Raw genomic sequence first — 20,136 nt, 5'->3', positions numbered from 1 at the left:
TCGAAAGCAGAATGAAGAGCTTGTTCTATATTCACAAAAAAATCCGTAGTTAGTTGCCTAACTACGGATTGTGCATGATCATTCTGATCGGTCAACTGATCAACTTCTTAACTGATCAGCATTAGGCACTTGGCCGCTTTTGTTAAGTAAGGTGTGTTATTAGCAGTTAGTTTCTTCTGCGTTAACACCTTCTTTTACTTCTTCACATGCATCTTCAACTGCATTTTGTGTATCAGTAATTGCTTCATCAATACGCTCACCTGCGTCTTCAGCAGAGTTGTCTTCACAACCCATGATGAATAAACCTGAAAATAGGGCGATAGTAGCGGCTTTTAAAGTTGAATTTTTCATAATGAAATTCCTTGTAAATTTAAAATAAAGTAAGTGGTTATCTGCTTTTAACTACTTAGGGACACTGCCTCTAAGTGCTCCTGATACCAGCGAAATAACTAGTAATACTAAAAATATAAAAAAGATAATCTTAGCGATGCCTGCAGCGGCTCCTGCGATACCGCCAAAACCTAACACTGCTGCGATTAACGCGATAACTAAAAAAGTAATTGTCCAGCGTAACATAGTGGTCTCCTTGGCTATTTAAATTTTCTTAAGTTCGATGTAACTGAAGCGAGTTCTGTGCCAGAAGTTTTATTTTATATATTTCAATGGGTTGTGTGTTTTTGTCGTTCTTTATAGGGTTCATCATTTGGTAACTTTTACGAGTAAGCATGTAACTTATTCATAGTGATATTTTTTCATATTGAGCTGAATGAGGAAAAAGAGAATCGCTATTATTGGTAAGACCAATTTAACTTTATTTTGAGGGGCTAGCTCTAACACCTTGTTGTGCGTGGTTTTTAGGCATTTTACTATGGTTAGTTAATAGCTGAACATATAACGTCTGGCTATATTGACTATTTATATCATCTATAACGGGGCTTTAAATGCGCTAATAGTAGGGTGTTAATTATATGTGCGTCATGTTATTTTAAATTTAATTGGTTTTACCAATTTACAATGGTGCTATACAAATGAATTTTGTTTGTTATTATTGGTGCATAATTATTTAACAAAAATAACTTTTTATTTTAAGTAAGCGAGGGGAGTCGTATGGATATAGGTGGATTACTCACCACTGCGGCCAGTTTGATGGTGACAGGCATGGTAGGCGTGTTTGTTTTTCTGACTATTTTGATTTCAGCAGTCACTTTAATGTCAAAGGTAGTAGGTCGATTTGATGATCCTGCAACTGCAGAACCTACGCGTACAGCAAAAATTCAACCTCAACAGGGTGTGCCACAGGCACATATTGCAGCAATCAGCGCTGCAATTGCTCAATTTCGAAATAAACAAAAATAACGGGGCAGCTTAAACATGGCTAAATTAAAACTAACCGAATTAGTATTGCGCGACGCACACCAGTCTCTTTTGGCAACGCGTATGCGCTTAGACGACATGCTACCCATGGCAGAAAAACTCGATAATGCGGGTTATTGGTCAATTGAATCATGGGGTGGTGCGACGTTTGACTCGTGTATCCGTTATTTAGGTGAAGATCCTTGGCAACGTATTCGCGAGCTAAAAGCGGCAATGCCAAACACTAAGCAACAAATGCTACTGCGCGGACAAAATCTTCTAGGTTACCGTCATTATGCTGATGATGTAGTCGAAAAGTTTGTTGAGCGTGCCCACAAAAACGGTGTTGATGTTTTCCGTATTTTCGATGCGATGAACGATGTACGTAACCTTGAAACTGCCATTAAAGCTGCAGTTAAAGTAGGTGCTCATGCCCAAGGTACTATTTCGTACACAGTAAGCCCAGTCCATACGCTTGATATGTGGCTGAAACTTGCAAAACAACTAGAAGATCTTGGCTGTCATTCAATTTGTATCAAAGATATGGCGGGTTTATTAAAGCCATATGATTGCGAGCAGTTGATCAAAGGCTTAAAAGAAACTGTGTCTATTCCTATTGCGATGCAATGCCACGCGACGACAGGTTTAAGTACTGCAACTTACCAAAAAGCAATCGATGCGGGTATCGATATGCTTGATACGGCTATTTCGTCAATGAGTATGACCTATGGTCATAGCGCAACAGAAACCATTGTTTCAATCGTAGAAGGCACAGAGCGTGACACCGGCCTTAATTTAAATGAGTTAGAAGAAATTGCCGCTTATTTCCGTGATGTACGTAAGAAATACGCTGCATTTGAAGGCAGTCTTAAAGGTGTTGATGGCCGTATCTTATTAGCCCAAGTACCTGGCGGTATGTTAACTAACATGGAAAATCAGCTTAAAGAGCAAGGTGCTGCTGATAAGCTTGATCAAGTATTACTTGAGATCCCGCGTGTACGTGAAGACTTAGGTTACATTCCTCTAGTTACACCAACGTCGCAAATTGTAGGTACTCAAGCGGTACTTAATGTACTGACTGGCGAGCGTTATAAAACCATCACAAAAGAAACCGCGGGTGTACTAAAAGGCGAGTATGGTGCAACACCGGCGCCAATGAATAAAGAGCTACAAGAGCGTGTACTAGAGGGGGCTGAAGCAATTACGTGCCGTCCTGCTGATAAGCTTGAACCTGAACTTGAGAAGCTTGAAGCAGAGTTATTAAGTGAAGCTAAAGAGCAAGGTTTAGAGCTTGCTGATGACGTGATTGATGATGTGCTTACTTACGCATTATTCCCTCAAATCGGCCTTAAGTTTATTAAAAACCGTAACAACCCTGATGCGTTTGAAGCAATTCCAACGGGTGAAGTCGCTAAGTCAGAAACTAAGCCAGCCTCTACAAGCCCTGCAAAAGCAGAGCAATACAGCGTTAAAGTTGATGGCAAAGTTTACGATGTCGTTGTAGCGCAAGGTGGTGAGCTCAAAGAAGTAACCCTAAAAGACAGTGAGTTAATTCCTCAGTCAGCTTCAGCGTCTGTTAGCGAAACCTTAAACGCGCCGTTAGCAGGCAATATTTTCAAAGTGAAGGTAAAAGCTGGCCAAACAGTAAATGAAGGTGATGTGGTTATCATTATGGAAGCGATGAAAATGGAAACAGAAGTTCGCGCTGCACACTCAGGCACAATAGCTGAAGTATTAGTAGCAGAAGGCGACTCTGTTGCCACTGGCGATGCGCTAATCGCACTGGCATAGGAGACAGAGGATGGATGGTGTTTTAAACCTCTGGCATGCCACGGGTATTGCTAACTTTACTTTTCCGGCATTGATCATGATTGCGGTTGGTTGCTTGTTACTCTATTTAGCAATCGCCCGTAACTTTGAGCCACTGTTGTTATTACCTATCGGCTTTGGGGCTATTTTAACTAATATCCCAGTTGCTGGGTTATCTGAGCCGGGTGGTCTTTTATATTACGTGTACCATATCGGGATTGACTCTGGGGTATTCCCACTTTTGATCTTTATGGGCGTGGGTGCACTCACAGACTTTAGTGCCCTGATAGCAAATCCGCGTATGTTGCTGTTGGGCGCGGCTGCGCAGTTTGGTATTTTTGCTACTTTATTTGGTGCAATTCTACTTAACTTTATTCCTGGCTTTGAATTTTCGCTACAGGATGCATCGGCCATCGCTATTATTGGTGGGGCAGATGGTCCAACAGCTATTTTCTTAGCATCTAAGTTGGCACCTGATTTACTTGGTGCAATCGCAGTAGCGGCTTATTCATACATGGCACTTGTGCCAATTATTCAGCCGCCAATTATGCGCGCACTAACAACGCAAGAAGAGCGCGAAATTCAAATGCCGCAACTTCGTACAGTATCGAAAAAAGAGAAAATTGTTTTTCCATTAATGGTGCTTAGTTTAACTATCTTGTTTTTACCTGCGGCAACACCGCTGGTAGGTATGTTCTGCTTAGGTAACTTGATGCGTGAATCGGGCGTGGTTGATCGTTTAAGCAATAGTGCACAAAACGAAATCATCAACATTACCACCATTTTCTTAGGCTTAGCGGTAGGCTCAAAGCTTGCAGCCGATAAGTTCTTAACCGTAGAAACAATCGGTATTTTGGTGTTAGGTGCTTTAGCCTTTGCAATCGGTACAGCTTCAGGGGTGTTTATGGCAAAAGGTCTTAATAAGATCTCTAAATCGCCAATCAACCCATTAGTAGGTGCAGCCGGTGTGTCAGCGGTACCAATGGCAGCACGTGTGGTTAATAAGGTAGGCCTTGAGAGCAACCCGCATAACTTCTTGTTAATGCATGCCATGGGACCAAACGTAGCAGGGGTATTAGGAAGTGCCGTTGCAGCAGGTATTTTGTTAGCGATTGTTGGCTAAGTCGATTTACTTCCAACCGACTGGCGCAGTAATTTTACTGCGCTTTTTTTTGCCTATAGACTAGGGTCACCCTAAAGAAATTGCAGTTAAATGATAGTTGTGTAAGGAAGCCGCCATGAATGTTTTTATTATCTTATTATGCCTTTTTGTTACTTTGGTTATTTTAATACCGCTACTTGAAAAGTATCAGTCTAAAATGGGGCTTGATGGCGCGACAAAGTATGCAAAGTATATTTGGCCACTGGTGATGATTTCGCTGATTATTCAACTTATCTATGTTCTTTTAAGGTAATAATAGTATTAACCCGCAGTGCTATCAGTACTGATTTTAGTAAAGTCGATAATAGTTTTAGCCGGATTTATTTGGTACAAAAAAGCCGCTTCAATTTGAAGCGGCTTTTTTTATATTTACTTAACTACTTATTTAACGCTAATTGTAACTCACGGTTACGCTGTAATTGAGCTAAGAAGTTATCAGCAATCGGTTTAAACTTAGCTAGCTCATCGCGCGGTAGAGGCTCTGATTTAGGTAGCTTGACCGTTTTAGGGTTACGGTGAACACCGTTTACTAAGAATTCATAGTGTAAGTGTGGGCCCGTTACACGACCTGTCGCACCTACGGTACCAATCTTCTGGCCTTGTTTCACTTTCTGACCAGTTCTAACCATCTTTTTGTTTAAGTGTAAGTACTTAGTCACATATTGTGTGCCATGGCTAATAAATACATAGTTACCGTTGTATTTACTGTAGCCTGCTTTAATCACTTTACCATTACCCGATGATACAACTGGCGTACCGGTACGCGCTGCGTAATCAATACCGTTATGTGGTTTTACCGTTTTGGTCACTGGGTGTAAACGACGCGGGTTAAAGCTCGAGCTAATATATTTAAAGTTAACTGGCGCACGTAAGAAGGCTTTTTTCATGCTACGGCCTTCAGGTGTGTAGAAGTTACCATCGGTATGGCGAATAGCGGTATAACGCTCACCTTGGTTAATAAATTCTGCGGCAATAATTTTACCATCACCAATGTACTCACCATCAACATAGTGAGCTTCATAAATTAGACCAAATTGGTCACCTTTACGAATGTCATTAGCAAAGTCGACATCCCAACCGAAAATGTCAGCAAAATTCATAATTTGACGCTCGCTTAAACCAGCGGCAATACCTGACGTCCAAAAGCTATTAGAGATCTCGCCGCCAGCAGATTTACTTAGCGTTTCGATTTCTTTGCTATCGATAGAAGTGTCGTAATTACCTTCGTCATTTAATGTAACGTATAAGGTATCTGTTTTTGAGATCACATAACGCAGCTGAGCTAGAGAACCATCTTCAGCTGTTGCAAAGCTTAAGATTTCGCCTGGGTGAATTTTTGTTAACTTACGAGTTTCTGCGTTGGTATTAACAAGTTTGTGTAATGTTTGCGCTGAGAAGCCCGCACGTTTAAAGATAAGTGCTAAATTATCGCCATTACGTACTTCATGGTCGATAAGCTCGTATTCTGGAAGTTTTGCTGCTGCTTGCTGTGAATTAAGCTCAGTTAGTTTTTCGTTATCATCAACTTTAACTTGTAATTCGTAGCGTTTGCCAATTTCAAGTGCTTTTGCACTGTTATCCTTTGAAGCGGTGGCTTTTTCAGAAGGCAATAATGCCAAGCCAACAATAGCAGAAACCAAACCGAGAATAAGCAGTTTGTGTTTTTTGGGAAGTTTGTGCACTACGTGAACCATATCGTGCCTTTTCTGCTGTCAAGAAATTTAAATACTAATATCGCAGGATATACCTAAAATAGAGCAAATACCAGTGTTTTGTAGATTTAAACTGGCGCTATTTTACGCTAGAATTGCTCAGCGCGTTAAACTTTTTTGGTTAAAATTGCAGCAGATGCCTATGGTTAAACTAAATCTATATTAGTTAACTAAAGTACCTTCATTAAATTGCAATAACGCGGTATAAAGAACAATCATGCGCGCTGCCTTCAGGGCTGTTTCTTAAACTATTTAAGTTAGGCTTTTTTCTAGTGTCGCTTTTTGGTGCTAACTAGCTAAATTTTAAAGTTTTTAGCTCTATATTTATAACCCTGACAGGCCACCACGCCCCGGTAGCTGAATTTTTGGAGTAATACACAGTGGATTTACAAACCGCTCTAGCTGAGATAAAACGCGGTGCAGAAGAGATATTAATTGAAGACGAATTAGTCGAAAAGCTAAAGTCTGGTAAGAAACTTAAGATCAAAGCGGGTTTCGATCCAACTGCGCCTGATCTGCATTTAGGTCATACAGTTCTTATCAACAAAATGAAAACCTTCCAAGACCTAGGTCATGAAGTGATTTTCTTAATCGGTGACTTCACCGGTATGATTGGTGATCCAACGGGTAAAAACGTAACTCGTAAACCGTTAACTCGTGAAGATGTTTTAGCTAATGCTGAAACCTATAAAGAGCAAGTATTTAAAATACTTGATCCTGCTAAAACAACTGTTGCATTCAACTCTGCTTGGATGGAGAACTTAGGTGCAGCAGGTATGATTAAACTGGCTGCGCGTCAAACAGTAGCACGTATGCTAGAACGTGATGACTTTAAAAAGCGTTATGCCAACGGTCAATCGATTGCTATCCACGAATTTTTATATCCACTGGTACAAGGTTGGGACTCAGTTGCATTAGAAGCTGATGTTGAGCTTGGCGGTACAGATCAACGCTTTAACCTATTAATGGGTCGTGAATTACAAAAAGACGAAGGTCAAAAGCCACAAACAGTACTTATGATGCCATTGCTTGAAGGTACTGATGGCGTTCAGAAAATGTCTAAGTCATTAGGTAATTACATTGGTATTACTGATGAGCCAAACGACATGTTTGGTAAAGTAATGTCTATCAGCGATGATCTAATGTGGCGTTACTATGACTTATTAAGTGCATTATCTATCGAAGAAATTGCTGCGCTTAAACAGCGTGTTGCTGATGGTGCAAACCCGCGTGACATCAAGATTGAGCTTGCAAAAGAAATGATTGCACGTTTTCACAGTGAAGAAGCAGCCGAAGGTGCTCATCAAGATTTCATCAAGCGTTTCCAAAAGAATGCATTACCAGATGAGATCCCAGAAGTGACAGTAACAATTGCTGAAGACACTGTGTTTATCACTAATCTATTAAAAGAAGCTAACCTTGTAGCTAGTACGTCAGAAGCAATGCGTATGATTAAACAAGGTGCTGTAAAGATTAATGGTGAAGAGAAAGTAACGGATACTAAGCTTGAAGTTGCTAAAGGCACAACACAGATTTACCAAGTAGGTAAACGTAAGTTTGCTAAAATCACCTTAGCTTAATTAAGCTAATTGGTATAAAAAACCAGCTGCGGCTGGTTTTTTTGTGCTTATATTTTGATTAATTTGTGAATAGGCTAATTACTTCAATCCCGACTATCAGTAGTAACCAAAATGCTTTCGCTTGATTTAAGCGATTCACTAAAGCAGGAATATCATCGGCATCTGGTAGGCGATCGGTCCCAACACGCATTTTATTAAAGCGCTCACCTTGGTAAAGAGCAGGGCCGCCTAACTGTACTTGCAAAGCAGCCGATGTAACACTTAATAGCCATCCGGTATTGGTTTGATAAAAGTGTCTGCCATAGTGTTTTATATAATGAATACATTGTTTACTGGCATTAGTTGCTGCAATCGTTAATGCAACTAATCGAGTGGGTAACCACTCCAATACAAACAGTAACTTAGCAATGGGAGCCAAAAACGGGTTGTTGGGTTTTAGGTTTTTTCGCCATGCTTGATGAATTAATGTGAGTAAGCGATAAACCAAAGCAAGGATAGCGCCGCCAAGTAGATAAAAGAATATAACGGCAAAATAATGCCGCGCACTTTGTAGCACCAGTGACTCCATGGTTGCTTTGCAAATGCCTGGGGCTGATAAACGTGATACATCACGGGCAACGAGGCTAGCTAGTAGCTCTCTTGCAGTCGCTTTTTGGTTGAGCTTGAGTAATCTGGCAATACGTAATGATTTCTTCTCTTGAGCGCGGCTACTGAGTAACAAATATAAAATTAAGCCATTTAATAGCTCAGGGTAAAAAGCAAACTCTAAAAACAGCACAACCAATGTCACTATCACTAAAATGGTGAGAGTAAAAGCCAAGGTTGAGGCTAAATACTGATAGCTTTTAGGGTTCGTTGGGTTGTATAAACGCTCGCTAAGCGCAGAGAAAATAACGGTTAAAAAGGTATTAGGGTGATACCAACTAACCAAAGGAAAGAAGCGCTCAGCTAAGAGCGCTACAAAAAATACAATAATGTCCAAATGGTTTTGAACAATATTTGCAATCACCTTATAAACTCACCGATGTTAGCTTCTCTAAAAGAGCAACAACCATTTTAGATGAGTTGATAGATGCAGTTTCGATATACTCTTCAAATGATTGCGGCGACTCTTTGCCAGCAATGTCAGACATTGAACGAATAACAACAAATGGTGTTTCTAGCACATGACAAGCTTGTGCAATTGCTGCGCCTTCCATTTCTACTGCAAGCATAGTTGGGAATTCAGCACGTGTTTTTTCAATTCGTACCGGGTCACACATGAATGAATCACCAGTACAAATTAGGCCAATCATGGTTTTAACATCGCTGATTTGACTTACGCTTTGCTCTGCCGCTTCAATCAGTTTAGGGTGCGCAGCAAAGCCAGCTGGCATTTGTGGTACTTGGCCGATTTCGTAACCGAATGCAGTTACGTCTACATCGTGGTGACGAACTTCTGAAGAAATAACGACATCACCTACATTTAGCGATGGCTCAAAACCACCTGCAGAACCTGTGTTGATCACACAATCTGGGCTGAAGTTGTCGATTAGTAGTGTCGTTGCAACAGCAGACGCTACTTTACCAATACCAGATTGAACTAAAGTAACTGTGTTACCCGCTAGCTCACCGGTGTAAAAGGTAAAACCAGCTTTAGTCATGATGCTTGGGTTTACCATTGCTTCGCGTAAGATTTTTACTTCTGGCTCCATCGCGCCAATAATACCAACGTGCATAATATTTGATTCCTTAGATTGAATAGGATGATTATACCTAAAAATGCCTGAAACAAACAAAAAAGCAGACCTTAAAGTCTGCTTTTGCCAATATTATGACAGGTTATATTTCTGCAAGCGCCGTTGAGTGTGCTTTTGCTTGTGATGGTGATAATACCGCTGGTTTAGTAACGCGGTTGCGTGCAGGTCTTGCAGGCGCTGCTGCAGGTTTACCAAGCTTAAACATGATTGCATCACGTACTTCTCTTGGTTGATAACCTGATTTTACCTTCATGCGAATATGCGGGATGCCTGCTGCTTCTAACGCGCCACTAACAAACCAGTCACGTTGTGCTTTATGGCCGTCGCGGTTGGTGTTATTAACTAAATCAACAGCGGCAACAATAGTAAGTTTGTCTTTGTCGATAAGCACGTAATCTAACTGTTTGTTTTTGGCTTTAGCCATTGCAGCGCGCTTAGCTTTGATAGATAAGCCTTGCTTACAGTCGATTAAATCAATGAGTTTAACGCGGCTGACGATTTTATATTGGTCGCCTACAGCACGTTCTAGAAGATGTAAAAAAGCACTCTCAACTTGCGTAAAAACAGTTTGCTTACGAGTGAAAGGATAAGGGTTTCCGCCTTCATCGGTAAACTTTGACGCAACAACAGAGGCTACTACGACTAATACTAAAATTGATAATAAAGCGAATTCCATACGGTAACTCCACAACAACAAATTGACACTGAAAATTAATAGCAATTAGCGTGCCTAAGTGTGTGGAGTCGCCTGAAATTTTTAAGCTGTGTATCCGCCAGTAACCCCTTTAACAGCGATAGCTACTGCGTCGTGGGCATGAAGTGATTCGTAGTGATTTATTTGCAGCCAGTAATCTGCGTAGTTTTGCTGTTCAAGTAAGCCTTTAATTTTACGAGCAGCATCTTCGCAGAACATGAGGTTTTGACCATTTAAGCGGGCAAACTCTTGCTCATCTTCACGTTTAACTGCCGCTTGTACTGGCGTTTTTAGCTCAGCTTCTAAAGCATCAATTAAGCCAACCACATCAAAACTGTCAATTTGGCTGTCGAGTTTTACTTTCACGTTTGCAATTGAACGCTGTGAGTGTGGTGTAGCAACAATGCCGTCTGTTGTGCCTAGCCATTCTAAAACAGTTTGCTTATCAAGATTTTGCTCTGCAAATTTTTCGCTAAAGGCATTTTGAATTAATTGACGAGCAAGAGCCGCTGAACATGGGCATGTTGACGAGTAAGTAACATCAACCATTAACTCAAAACTTACAGTGCCTTGGTTGATCTTAGCGATCAAATGAACAGGGTAGTTTTTCCAACCTACTTTGCCACTTAATAAAGATTTACGACGCAGAGGAAGCTCAAATTTAAATTCGATTTGTGCTTGGTCACTTAAATCATCATGGCTGCTAATAAAGGCATCAAGTGCTTGTTTAAGAGTTTGTGGATTAACTTGCTGCTCGGTTGATAAGGTATCAAGGGCTAAAAATAAACGCGACATATGAATGCCTTTGGCGTCTTCTTTGTGCAAGTTTACAAAAGCGCGAGCCTTGGCAATTACATTTACAGGGGCAATATTGCGAGTTTCAAAAATGAAAGGAAGTTCAATTTCGCCCATGCCAACCCAGTCTAATTTACCTGTTTGTAAGGCGGGAGCCGTATCAGCAATATCTGGCATTGTGGTTTGCATGGTAATACTCATTCTTTGCAATTATTAAAGCGCGGTATTTTACATGAAAAAATATAAAAAAGCGGCGTTGATGAAAAAATTCTATGTTTATCGCACAATATGAATATTTCTAAAGGAATAGTGATAAAATTAGCTATGCTGTTTTTTTTCGATTATGTGCCTAAGCTTTATATATGATTGATTCTTCTTTGAGTCCGTGGGCTCGCACTCTCTCAAGCTTTATTTCTAAGTACGGTGAGTTTAAAACTGCCGCTGCCTGTTATGCCTTACTATTGGTCATGTCGCTGATCTTATCGTGCATGTTTTATTATGTAGCAGTTGGTACGGTAACTTTAGTTGATGTTTTAGCGGTGATGTTCTTCACTGCGGTGGTATCGCCGATTTTAATAACTGTACTGCTTAACTCAATTCGCCAATTAGAAGCCTCTTATAGCTACCTAGATAGCGCAACAAAACAAGAAAAACTGCTTAACCAAACGCTAAAAGACAATATCAGCCGCTTAAACGAAGAGATTGATGAGCGTAAAATGGCGTTTCATGCCAAGCATAGAGCGATTGAAGAGCTTAGACGCGAAATCGCCGAGCGTAAGAAGACCCAACAAGAGCTTGCGCAACAAGGCATGCTATTGCGCTCTATTGTCGACTCATCTCCCGATTTATTTTATTACCGCGATAACAATGGTGTATTTGCTGGCTGTAATAAAATGTTTGAACAAGTGATAGGTAAAAGCAGCGATGAGTTAATCGGTAAGAGTGTTGAAGAAATCTACCCAAGTGATTATTTACCAGAAGTACTGCGCACCGACAAAAAAGTATCTCAAACCCACCAAGCTCTTACACTTGACGTTGAATACCCTGTTGATGGTGAAAAGCGCTGGTTTGAAATGCGTAAGTTACCCTTTATAAATGAAAAAGGTGAGTACATAGGTTTACTTGCCTTTGGCCGTGATATCACCAGTCGTAAAGAGGCGGCTCAGGCCCTTGAAGCAGCTTATAAAGATAAAGGGAAATTCATTGCAACTTTAAGCCATGAATTAAGAACGCCGCTTAACGGTATTGTGGGCTTAACCCGCATGCTACTTGATACTGAACTCGATAAACAGCAACGTAGTTGGTGTAACACGGTGTTTTCAAGTGCTGAAACACTTGGCAATATTTTTAACGATATTATCGACTTGGATAAAATTGACCGTGAGCAGCTCGATATTGTTGCTGACTCAGTCAATGTGGCCGACTTCATTAATGACGTAGTGAATTTTGCAGGCTTAATTGCTGAACAAAAAGGCCTTGAGTTCAATATTAAACGTAAAGGCACACTGGATGTTTACGCATCTCTTGATCCGACCCGTTTACGCCAAGTTGTTTGGAACCTTATCAATAATGCCGTTAAGTTTACTCAGCAAGGCCATGTAGAGCTTGAATGCCGTCGTGAGAATCGTGCCGATGGTCCGTGGTTAGTGATGCGTGTGAGCGACACGGGGCAAGGTATTCCACAAGAGCAGCTGCATCGTATTTTTGACATGTACTACAAAGCACCAGATATCAAGGGTACCAATGCTATTGGCTCTGGTATCGGCCTTGCGGTAACAAAAGCACTTGTTAGCGCAATGAAAGGTGAAATTAATGTCAGCAGTACTGAAGGTGAGGGCAGTGTTTTTGTTGTTGAAATACCGCTTAAGCTTTGTATTGCGCCTACTGAGCAAAGTTATGCGGTACGCAGTTTAAACATTCTTTTAGTGGAAGATGTGCCGCTAAATGCTGAAATTGCTACTAACTTACTTGAGCAGCGTGGCCACGAAGTTATTTGGGCTGAAACTGGTGAGGATGCGTTGTCGTTTGTCTACACAGAAGATGACTTAGATCTCGTTTTACTTGATATGCAATTACCTGATATCAATGGTGATGAAGTTGCTCGTCAAATTCGTGACGATGAACACTTTGATAACTTACCAATCGTTGCCTTGACTGCCAACGTGCGTAGCGCCGAAGAAGAGCTTGCTGGTATTAATATTCAAGGCGCACTCGCTAAGCCTATCAACACCACAAAACTCGATAAAATGCTCGGTGAGTTATTTGATATCAAGCAGCAACAAAACTGTCAGCCTGAGACAATCAAAGCCGTGACTGAAAAAGATTTATCGGGTATTCGCGTTGAGCTGCTCGATATAGAAACCATCGAAGACTTTGTAGGCTCAATGGGGCTGGTTATCTTTAATCGTAGCTGTGAGTTATTTAATAAGTTAAACCCTCAGTACCAAACTGAGCTGGCAGATGCGTTAGCGGCAGATGATAGAGAAGAGTACAAATCGGTGGCACACAAATTAAAAGGTGCCGCTGGCTCTGTAGGTTTAAACGATGTGCAATTACATGCTAAGAAGATGGAACACGGCGCGCTTGAAGAGAGTAGCGAAGAGTTACAACAGTGGCTTGAAGAATTAGCAGTGAAAATAAATGAAGGGCGTGACGCCCTCCAATTATTCTTACAACAGTTAGAAGATTAATTCTAATTAGCTGTCGATTTTACCAATGAAACGATAGCCTTCACCATGGATGGTGCTGATCAGCTCAGATGTGCTGTTATCGCTTTCAAAGTGTTTTCTGATACGACGAATTGTTACGTCTACAGTACGGTCGTTAGCGCGAAGCTCGCGGCCAGTCATGTGCTTGATTAATTGCTCACGGCTGAAGATACGGCCCGGTGAGTCAAGCATTAAGCGTAGCGCGCGGTATTCACCTTTAGGTAAACGTTTAGCGTCGCCGCTTGGAGATGTTAAACAACGGCTGTTTTCATCAAGTTCCCAACCGTTAAATGTGATAACACCATTTGTTTCGATATTCGCTTCTTCGCCACCTAGGGCTGTGCGCGAAATAAGGTTACGAGCACGAATAGTTAATTCGCGAGGGTTGAATGGTTTTGTGATGTAATCATCAGCACCAATTTCAAGACCTAAAATGCGATCAACGTCGTTGTCACGACCTGTTAAGAAAATTAAACCAACGTTACGTTTTTGACGTAATTCACGCGCTAAGATTAGCCCGTTTTTACCTGGTAGGTTGATGTCCATAACTACAAGGTTCACATCATCATTATTTGTAAGCTTGTCATGCATATCATCGCCATCAATGGCTTCAATAACTTTGTAACCTTCAGCTTCAAATAAACTAACGAGGTTTAGTCGAGTTACGTCTTCATCCTCTACGATCAGAATGACTGGCGTTTGCATTGTATATTAACCTTTTCGGAAATTTTATTTACAAAAATTCGGTATTATCAAGCAAAACCGAATACTAGAGATTATAGGATTAGATCCAATTGTTAACAAGTAAAATCAATTTGGATAAAACTTAGCCATAGCTAACAATCGAGATTGCACTTTAAAGTTATGCTGCAATACGTGCTGCTTATTGATATACAGTCGGATTTTATTTCCTTCTTGAACCAGAGAGGCTATACCGCCATTTTCTAAAAAGCTGATACTTTCACCTATTGTTAAAGTATCCAATGAAATTGTATCGGTCCAAAGTGGAAGTATATCATTTTCTAATGTTTCATCAATGTATGTGATATCACAAACTTGAGAAAGTTCAGAAATTTGCTGGGTTTTTTTCACTAATATAACGTTAATTGGTTTTTTGTTAATTTGCAGTTCATTTCTATCTTTAAGGAACGCTCCAGGACCTTTATCTAAGTCATAAAAACAAAATGAAATAGGGGGAGGGTTCACTTGGTCATTAAACTTCGTGAACTTAGCAATTTGATACAAAAATGCAGACTTTACTTGGTCCGGTGATTTGGCAAATACAGGGCATACAACAAGCAAAGCTAATAAGATACAACTCACTAATCTCATTACGCTGCACCTTCTTGCAATGGCAGAGTAATAATAAAGTGAGCCCCTTCGTCAGCTAGTTCATCGTATACGATGCTACCACCAAGTGCTTGAGTCACTAAGTTATAAACTAGGTGCATGCCCAAACCACTGCCACCTTCACCACGTTTTGTGGTTACAAATGGGTCGAAAATACGTTTGCGAATTGATTTCTCAACGCCAATACCATTATCGAAGTAGTGAATACTCAAGCTACTTTCGTTGCGCTCAACGTTAAAGGTGATTTCGTTATTTTGATCATCACTAAATGCATGGATCACCGAGTTACTTAATAGCTGCTGTAACACTTGTTGTAACGGCCCAGACTTGGTTTCAATACTAACGTCATTGCTACAGTTAATCGTAACTTTAGGGTTACGGTATTGAATTTCTGAGCGCATCGACATCACCACATCACTTAATAGGTTATTTAAGTTAATTTTGGTGCTGACTTCTACATCTTGATTAACGGCCACTTTCTTAAAGCTAGATACGAGCTCTGCTGCGCGGTTAAGGTTGCGATAGATAAGATCGAGGTTTTCAATGCCGTCATTAATAAAGCGTTTTAAGTGTGCTGAAGTTAAAGTTTTTTGTTCAAATTGCGTGTGAATTTCTGCTAGCTTGTCACGTAACAGCGTTGAGCCTGTAATACCTAAGCCAATAGGCGTGTTAACTTCATGAGCAACACCTGCAACCATTTGCCCTAGTGACGCCATTTTCTCGTTTTCGACGATTTGGTTTTGGTATTGATGCATACGCTCAAGAGTGTTGAGCAGTTCTTGGTTAGCCTCACGTAAGGCGATTGTGCGCTGATTCACTTTTTCTTCAAGGCTTTGGTTAAGCTGTTTGATTTCTTGTTTGTCTTTTTCGTGGCGCTCAATTTGTTTTTGAGTGCGCGCGAGCATGATATTTAAGCTGCCCGCTAGCTGGTTTATTTCATCAATATTGGTTTTTTGTGCGCGAGTATCATAGTTATGGTTTTTCGATACGTCTTGTAGCAGGTTACTTAATTCATCGATTGGGTTTGCAATACGTTTTTGAATACGTCGAGCGACAAAATACACCAGTACTAAAACGAACAGGGTCAGTAAAATATCGATGATAATTTTACGGTTAATATATTGGTTTAACCTGTCTAAGCCGCCGCGAACGTAAACATAACCGATGGTATCCCCTTCGTATACGATAGGGGTTATTAGCTCTATATCTTTATCTGTGAAGCGTGGCTCTAACAGGTTATCTATGCTGCCAACTTTAATGGGTACTGGTGGTGTACGGTTGGCATTGAAACTACTAAAAAACACCGGCTCGTTTGATAACTCATCGATTGAGTAGATATGGATGTTTTTAATAAGCGGCACAGATTCAAATGACTTTAAGCGCTCAGATTCGGTCTCGTTATCGTCAAACAGCACGGTGATTTGGGCGTTGTAGGCAATTATTTTCGATAAAATAGAGATCTTATCGACAATCAGCGACTTTTGCTCTTTTACATCTAGGTAGGTCGAAATAGAAATAGACAAAGACAAGCATAACGCAGTGACTAGCATTACCGCATTGGTCAACGCTTTACGAATACTTGTTTGTGTCGAAAATATCGGCATGCGCTATAGAAGGCCAGAATTTTTGTTATTAGTAAGAGTTTAGTCTAGCAAAGACATTTGAAAGTAACTAAATATTTTAAAAAATATTTTTGCTACGAATAAGCTATTTACTCAACTATTATTTAGCTGAGTAAACGGCAAATTTAGTATTTTTGAAATCTGTGCTGTATTGGCCAAACTGTGCTTCTAAAATGGGTGGGTATTTTAAGAAGCTGTTTGCAACTATGGTCAATTTACCTTGCTTGCTCAAGTGTTGTTTTGCTGAGCTAAGAAATGCTTCGGCAATGGTGTAATCTGTGGCAATCCCCGTATGGAACGGTGGGTTACTGATGATTAGGTCAAATTTACCATTAATATCAGTTAAGCCATCACTCAAAATTGCTTGGCCTTTGAGGTCATTTAACGCAAGTGTTTGCTCAGTGGCGTAAGTTGCAAGAGCACTTACATCGCTACATACAAATTCAAGCTCAGGCTGCTTTAAACCTAAGTAAGTAGCAATAATGCCTGCGCCACAAGCAAAGTCGAGTACTTTACCCTTGCTAACAGTTGGCGCATTATTCAGAAGTACCGCAGTGCCTACATCAAGCGCACCGTGGTTAAATACGCCTGGTACACTGACTGCAGTAAATTCAATATCGCCGGCTTTTACTTGGAATTGTTTGTGGTAACGGCTGATAGCAAAGTTATCGTTTAGCGTAAGCTCAGAGAATAAATACAGAATACAGTGCTTGGCACTATCGATCTTGTTACTAAAACCACAGTGGTCTTTTAGTTGTTTCTCTGCTGATTTAACACCACTTTTATTTTCACCTACCACAAAAAGTTGCGCATCTTGATGACAAACAGCACGAATGTTATCAAGGCACATTAGTGCTTCTGGCTTTGCTTTTGGGTAATAGTAGATAACTAAATCGTAGTTACCATTTGGAATAGTGTGATCAACCACTGCATGTATACCGGCTATTTTACTGGCATACATGGCATTTGCGTGGTTATAACTGAACGCAGTAATTTTTGCGTCGGGATTTAGCGCTTTTAGTTCGCGTAAAAAGCCATCTTGCTCAAAGTTAACCACTAAAATCGATTGTCCAACAAGTTCGTCTTCATTACGAAGCAATAGTAAACTTGGGTTGGTTAACTTACTCATGCTGCTTTACCTTTTATTACTTAGTACGCTCGAACATTAGATCCCATACGCCGTGACCTAAACGGTGACCGCGCTGCTCAAATTTTGTCAGTGGACGTGAATCTGGGCGAGGAACGAAATCGTTAGTTTCTGATTGGTTTTTGTAACCTTCAGCCACTTGCATTACTTCTAGCATATGCTCGGCATAATTTTCCCAGTCAGTCGCCATATGGAAAACACCGCCAATTTTTAATTTGCTACGTAATTTTTGTGCAAACTCTGGTTGTACGATACGACGCTTATGGTGACGTTTTTTATGCCATGGATCAGGGAAGAATAATTGCAGCTTAGATAAGCTTTCATCGGCAATACAGTCAGCAAGCACTTCAACCGCATCATGCTCGAATACGCGTAAGTTTGTTACACCAGCTTCATCGGCATCCATTAAACAAGCACCTACACCTGGGCGGTGAACTTCAATACCAATGAAGTTAAGTTCTGGTGCGTTTTTAGCCATTTCAACTAGCGATTTGCCCATACCAAAACCGATTTCTAGTACCACATCGTTATCGTTACCAAACACTTCTGCTAGGTTTAGCATGCCATTTTTGTGCTCAAGGCCCATAGTTGGCCAACACTTCTCGATGGCTGCCGCTTGGCCTTTTGTTAGGCGACCTTCGCGCTTAACGAAACTACGAATCGTGCGGATGTATTTACCCTCTTGCTTTGCTTGCTCGAGGTTTGGGTTACTTGAGTCACTCATATATTTTGGCCTGATTAAAATACTGACTATAGAAAAAGGTTGCGTATTATCCCTGACCTGCGCCTTGAGTACAATAGTCAAGGGCTGTTTATCTTTCGAGATTAATATTGCGACCATGTACGAGCAATTTAGACAGAGCAGAGCTTCTTCGGCTTGCTTGGCCTAACTAACTGCAATAGACTTGGCCGCAATGAGCTTCAGCAAGTAAAGATGTTATTTTGAATTTAAGCAATAAGGAGTCAACCTGGTTTGCAAACCAAGTGGTTGACTGGTATCACCTTCACGGTCGTAAAACTCTGCCATGGCAGCTAAATAAAACCCCCTATAAGGTATGGATCTCTGAGGTCATGCTACAGCAGACCCAAGTAGTAACTGTTATTCCTTACTTTGAAAAGTTTATGCAAAGCTTTCCTGACATTATTGCGCTTGCTAATGCCGATGAAGATCAGGTGCTACACCATTGGACTGGGCTTGGTTATTACGCCCGTGCGCGCAACTTACATAAAACGGCAAAAATAGTTCGTGATAAATACCAAGGTAAATTTCCAACCACGCTTGAAGAGGTGATGGACTTGCCGGGTATTGGTCGCTCAACTGCGGGGGCAATCTTGTCTTTATCACTTGGCCAACATCATCCAATTTTAGATGGTAATGTTAAACGAGTACTGGCACGCTTTTTTATGGTTGAAGGCTGGTATGGAGTGAAAAAGGTCGAAAATCACCTTTGGTCATTATCATCGCAATTAACGCCTAAAGAGTCGGTCACTGAGTTTAATCAGGCAATGATGGATTTAGGTGCAAGCCTTTGTTCACGTAGTAAATTTGATTGTGAGCCTTGTCCTTTAAATAGCAAATGCCTTGCTTATAACGAAGGTAAAGTTAAAGATTTCCCGCATTCAAAGCCGAAAAAGGCTGTGCCGAAAAAGTCATGCCATCAGCTTATTCTAGCCTGTGACAATAAAGTGCTTATGGAAAAGCGCCCAAGCTCAGGGATATGGGGTGGTTTGTTTGGCTTTTTTGAGTTTAGTGAGCAAGCTGAGCTAGAAACATTTTTAGCCCAGCATGGTTTATCAAACAATACGCAGGCACTTGAAGCCTTTACCCATGTGTTTTCGCATTTTGAGCTGACTATCAATCCACATGTTTTAACCTTGCCGAGTATTCCAGATCTTATTAATGAGCGGCAACTAGTTTGGTATCCGCTTGATGAGTCAGTTGAGGTTGGCCTTGCAGCGCCAACGAAAAAGCTGGTTAAACAATTAAGCGCAATAGATTACAATAGCATCACGCAATAAGAGTAGAGAGCAATTATGGCACGCACAGTATTTTGTCAAAAGTTACAAAAAGAAGCTGAAGGCTTAGGCTTCCAACTATACCCAGGTGAGCTTGGTGAAAAGATTTTCAACAACATCAGTAAAGAAGCGTGGGGCCAATGGCAACATAAGCAAACGATGTTGATCAACGAAAAACATCTGAACATGATGGACCCAGAGCACCGTGCTTTTTTAGAAGAGCAAATGGTAGGTTTCTTATTTGAAGGTAAAGACGTGGAAATTGAAGGCTACCGTCCTCCAGAAAAATAAACGAAGAAATTAAAAGTAAAAAGGGCCAATAGGCCAATGCCAGTCAGTTAAGCTGACTGGCATTTCTTTTTTTATGTGGGTACTTTGATGGCTTAGGCTTTATCGCTCTTGGGTATCGCCTATCTTCTCTTCTTGGTGGCAGTTTAAATAGTCTCAGC

At 40.8% G+C, this 20,136-nt stretch carries 20 protein-coding genes; 8 read left to right on the top strand and 12 right to left on the bottom strand.

Going from position 1 to position 20,136, the window contains the following annotated elements:
* Positions 1-159 precede the first annotated feature (159 nt).
* Both ABMY41_RS18525 and ABMY41_RS18520 read right to left on the bottom strand, forming a co-directional pair.
* A complete protein-coding gene (locus ABMY41_RS18525) occupies positions 160-351 on the bottom strand; it encodes a hypothetical protein (RefSeq protein WP_054551284.1) in 192 nt (63 codons plus the stop codon).
* A 51-nt stretch (positions 352-402) separates the two neighbouring features.
* Positions 403-576: a DUF1328 family protein gene (locus ABMY41_RS18520; RefSeq protein WP_064971747.1), complete on the bottom strand. Its 174-nt coding sequence runs from the start codon at positions 574-576 to the stop codon at positions 403-405.
* A gap of 531 nt (positions 577-1,107) precedes the next feature.
* On the opposite strand from ABMY41_RS18520, the gene ABMY41_RS18515 reads away from it, so the two are divergent.
* The 4 genes from ABMY41_RS18515 to ABMY41_RS18500 all read left to right on the top strand — a co-directional run bounded on the left by ABMY41_RS18515 (position 1,108) and on the right by ABMY41_RS18500 (position 4,577).
* On the top strand, positions 1,108-1,356 hold the full coding sequence (locus ABMY41_RS18515) for an OadG family transporter subunit (RefSeq protein ID WP_054560781.1): 249 nt from the start codon (positions 1,108-1,110) through the stop codon (positions 1,354-1,356).
* Positions 1,357-1,371: 15 nt separating this feature from the next.
* The gene (gene oadA, locus ABMY41_RS18510; protein ID WP_349275836.1) at positions 1,372-3,144 is read left to right on the top strand and encodes a sodium-extruding oxaloacetate decarboxylase subunit alpha; all 1,773 of its coding nucleotides are present in this window, start codon (positions 1,372-1,374) and stop codon (positions 3,142-3,144) included.
* A 10-nt stretch (positions 3,145-3,154) separates the two neighbouring features.
* Positions 3,155-4,285: a sodium ion-translocating decarboxylase subunit beta gene (locus ABMY41_RS18505; RefSeq protein WP_054560779.1), complete on the top strand. Its 1,131-nt coding sequence runs from the start codon at positions 3,155-3,157 to the stop codon at positions 4,283-4,285.
* Positions 4,286-4,400: 115 nt separating this feature from the next.
* Positions 4,401-4,577, top strand: coding sequence for a hypothetical protein (locus ABMY41_RS18500; RefSeq protein WP_349275834.1), 177 nt, complete (start codon positions 4,401-4,403; stop codon positions 4,575-4,577).
* Between the two features lie 124 nt (positions 4,578-4,701).
* On the opposite strand, the gene ABMY41_RS18495 is transcribed toward ABMY41_RS18500, so the two are convergent.
* Positions 4,702-6,018 carry a peptidoglycan DD-metalloendopeptidase family protein gene (locus tag ABMY41_RS18495; protein ID WP_054560778.1) on the bottom strand — a complete coding sequence of 439 codons (1,317 nt, stop codon included), beginning with the start codon at positions 6,016-6,018 and terminating at the stop codon, positions 4,702-4,704.
* 398 nt (positions 6,019-6,416) lie between these two features.
* Between ABMY41_RS18495 and tyrS the strand changes: the two genes are divergently transcribed.
* Positions 6,417-7,616 (top strand): tyrosine--tRNA ligase, encoded by a 1,200-nt coding sequence (tyrS, locus tag ABMY41_RS18490; RefSeq protein WP_054560777.1) that lies wholly within the window; start codon positions 6,417-6,419, stop codon positions 7,614-7,616.
* A gap of 58 nt (positions 7,617-7,674) precedes the next feature.
* Here tyrS and ABMY41_RS18485 read toward each other — a convergent pair whose 3' ends face one another.
* The 4 genes from ABMY41_RS18485 to folE2 form a co-directional block, all read right to left on the bottom strand.
* On the bottom strand, positions 7,675-8,625 hold the full coding sequence (locus tag ABMY41_RS18485; protein WP_058585663.1) for a cobalamin biosynthesis protein: 951 nt from the start codon (positions 8,623-8,625) through the stop codon (positions 7,675-7,677).
* A gap of 1 nt (position 8,626) precedes the next feature.
* The gene (gene mtnN, locus ABMY41_RS18480; RefSeq protein ID WP_054551291.1) at positions 8,627-9,334 is read right to left on the bottom strand and encodes a 5'-methylthioadenosine/S-adenosylhomocysteine nucleosidase; all 708 of its coding nucleotides are present in this window, start codon (positions 9,332-9,334) and stop codon (positions 8,627-8,629) included.
* A gap of 103 nt (positions 9,335-9,437) precedes the next feature.
* On the bottom strand, positions 9,438-10,031 hold the full coding sequence (locus ABMY41_RS18475; RefSeq protein WP_058585661.1) for a DUF2726 domain-containing protein: 594 nt from the start codon (positions 10,029-10,031) through the stop codon (positions 9,438-9,440).
* An 81-nt stretch (positions 10,032-10,112) separates the two neighbouring features.
* Positions 10,113-11,033 (bottom strand): GTP cyclohydrolase FolE2, encoded by a 921-nt coding sequence (gene folE2 / locus ABMY41_RS18470; RefSeq protein WP_175081115.1) that lies wholly within the window; start codon positions 11,031-11,033, stop codon positions 10,113-10,115.
* Positions 11,034-11,206: 173 nt separating this feature from the next.
* On the opposite strand from folE2, the gene arcB reads away from it, so the two are divergent.
* The gene (gene arcB / locus ABMY41_RS18465; protein ID WP_349275831.1) at positions 11,207-13,534 is read left to right on the top strand and encodes an aerobic respiration two-component sensor histidine kinase ArcB; all 2,328 of its coding nucleotides are present in this window, start codon (positions 11,207-11,209) and stop codon (positions 13,532-13,534) included.
* A gap of 6 nt (positions 13,535-13,540) precedes the next feature.
* Here the strand turns inward: arcB and arcA are convergent, their stop codons facing one another.
* From arcA to trmB, 5 genes are all read right to left on the bottom strand, one after another.
* Positions 13,541-14,257, bottom strand: coding sequence for a two-component system response regulator ArcA (gene arcA / locus ABMY41_RS18460; protein ID WP_054551295.1), 717 nt, complete (start codon positions 14,255-14,257; stop codon positions 13,541-13,543).
* Between the two features lie 105 nt (positions 14,258-14,362).
* Positions 14,363-14,884 carry a YfiR family protein gene (locus tag ABMY41_RS18455; protein WP_289098673.1) on the bottom strand — a complete coding sequence of 174 codons (522 nt, stop codon included), beginning with the start codon at positions 14,882-14,884 and terminating at the stop codon, positions 14,363-14,365.
* The gene (locus tag ABMY41_RS18450; RefSeq protein ID WP_175083437.1) at positions 14,884-16,506 is read right to left on the bottom strand and encodes an ATP-binding protein; all 1,623 of its coding nucleotides are present in this window, start codon (positions 16,504-16,506) and stop codon (positions 14,884-14,886) included. The genes ABMY41_RS18455 and ABMY41_RS18450 overlap by 1 nt, the downstream gene beginning before the upstream one ends.
* A gap of 118 nt (positions 16,507-16,624) precedes the next feature.
* Positions 16,625-17,653, bottom strand: a complete 1,029-nt coding sequence (locus ABMY41_RS18445; protein WP_289098674.1) for a methyltransferase — start codon at positions 17,651-17,653, stop codon at positions 16,625-16,627.
* 16 nt (positions 17,654-17,669) lie between these two features.
* Positions 17,670-18,395 carry a tRNA (guanosine(46)-N7)-methyltransferase TrmB gene (gene trmB / locus ABMY41_RS18440; protein ID WP_289098676.1) on the bottom strand — a complete coding sequence of 242 codons (726 nt, stop codon included), beginning with the start codon at positions 18,393-18,395 and terminating at the stop codon, positions 17,670-17,672.
* Between the two features lie 215 nt (positions 18,396-18,610).
* On the opposite strand from trmB, the gene mutY reads away from it, so the two are divergent.
* Together mutY and ABMY41_RS18430 are read left to right on the top strand one after the other, a co-directional pair.
* Complete coding sequence (gene mutY, locus ABMY41_RS18435) at positions 18,611-19,690, top strand: A/G-specific adenine glycosylase (RefSeq protein ID WP_349275839.1); 1,080 nt, start codon at positions 18,611-18,613, stop codon at positions 19,688-19,690.
* Between the two features lie 15 nt (positions 19,691-19,705).
* Positions 19,706-19,978 carry an oxidative damage protection protein gene (locus tag ABMY41_RS18430; protein WP_036970432.1) on the top strand — a complete coding sequence of 91 codons (273 nt, stop codon included), beginning with the start codon at positions 19,706-19,708 and terminating at the stop codon, positions 19,976-19,978.
* The last annotated feature ends 158 nt before the right edge of the window (positions 19,979-20,136 follow it).

The organism is Pseudoalteromonas sp. BZA4 (genome assembly GCF_040104395.1).
GTDB lineage: Bacteria > Pseudomonadota > Gammaproteobacteria > Enterobacterales > Alteromonadaceae > Pseudoalteromonas.
The sequence above is the reverse complement of the archived record's forward strand: the minus strand, read 5'-3'. Positions and strand labels throughout refer to the sequence as shown.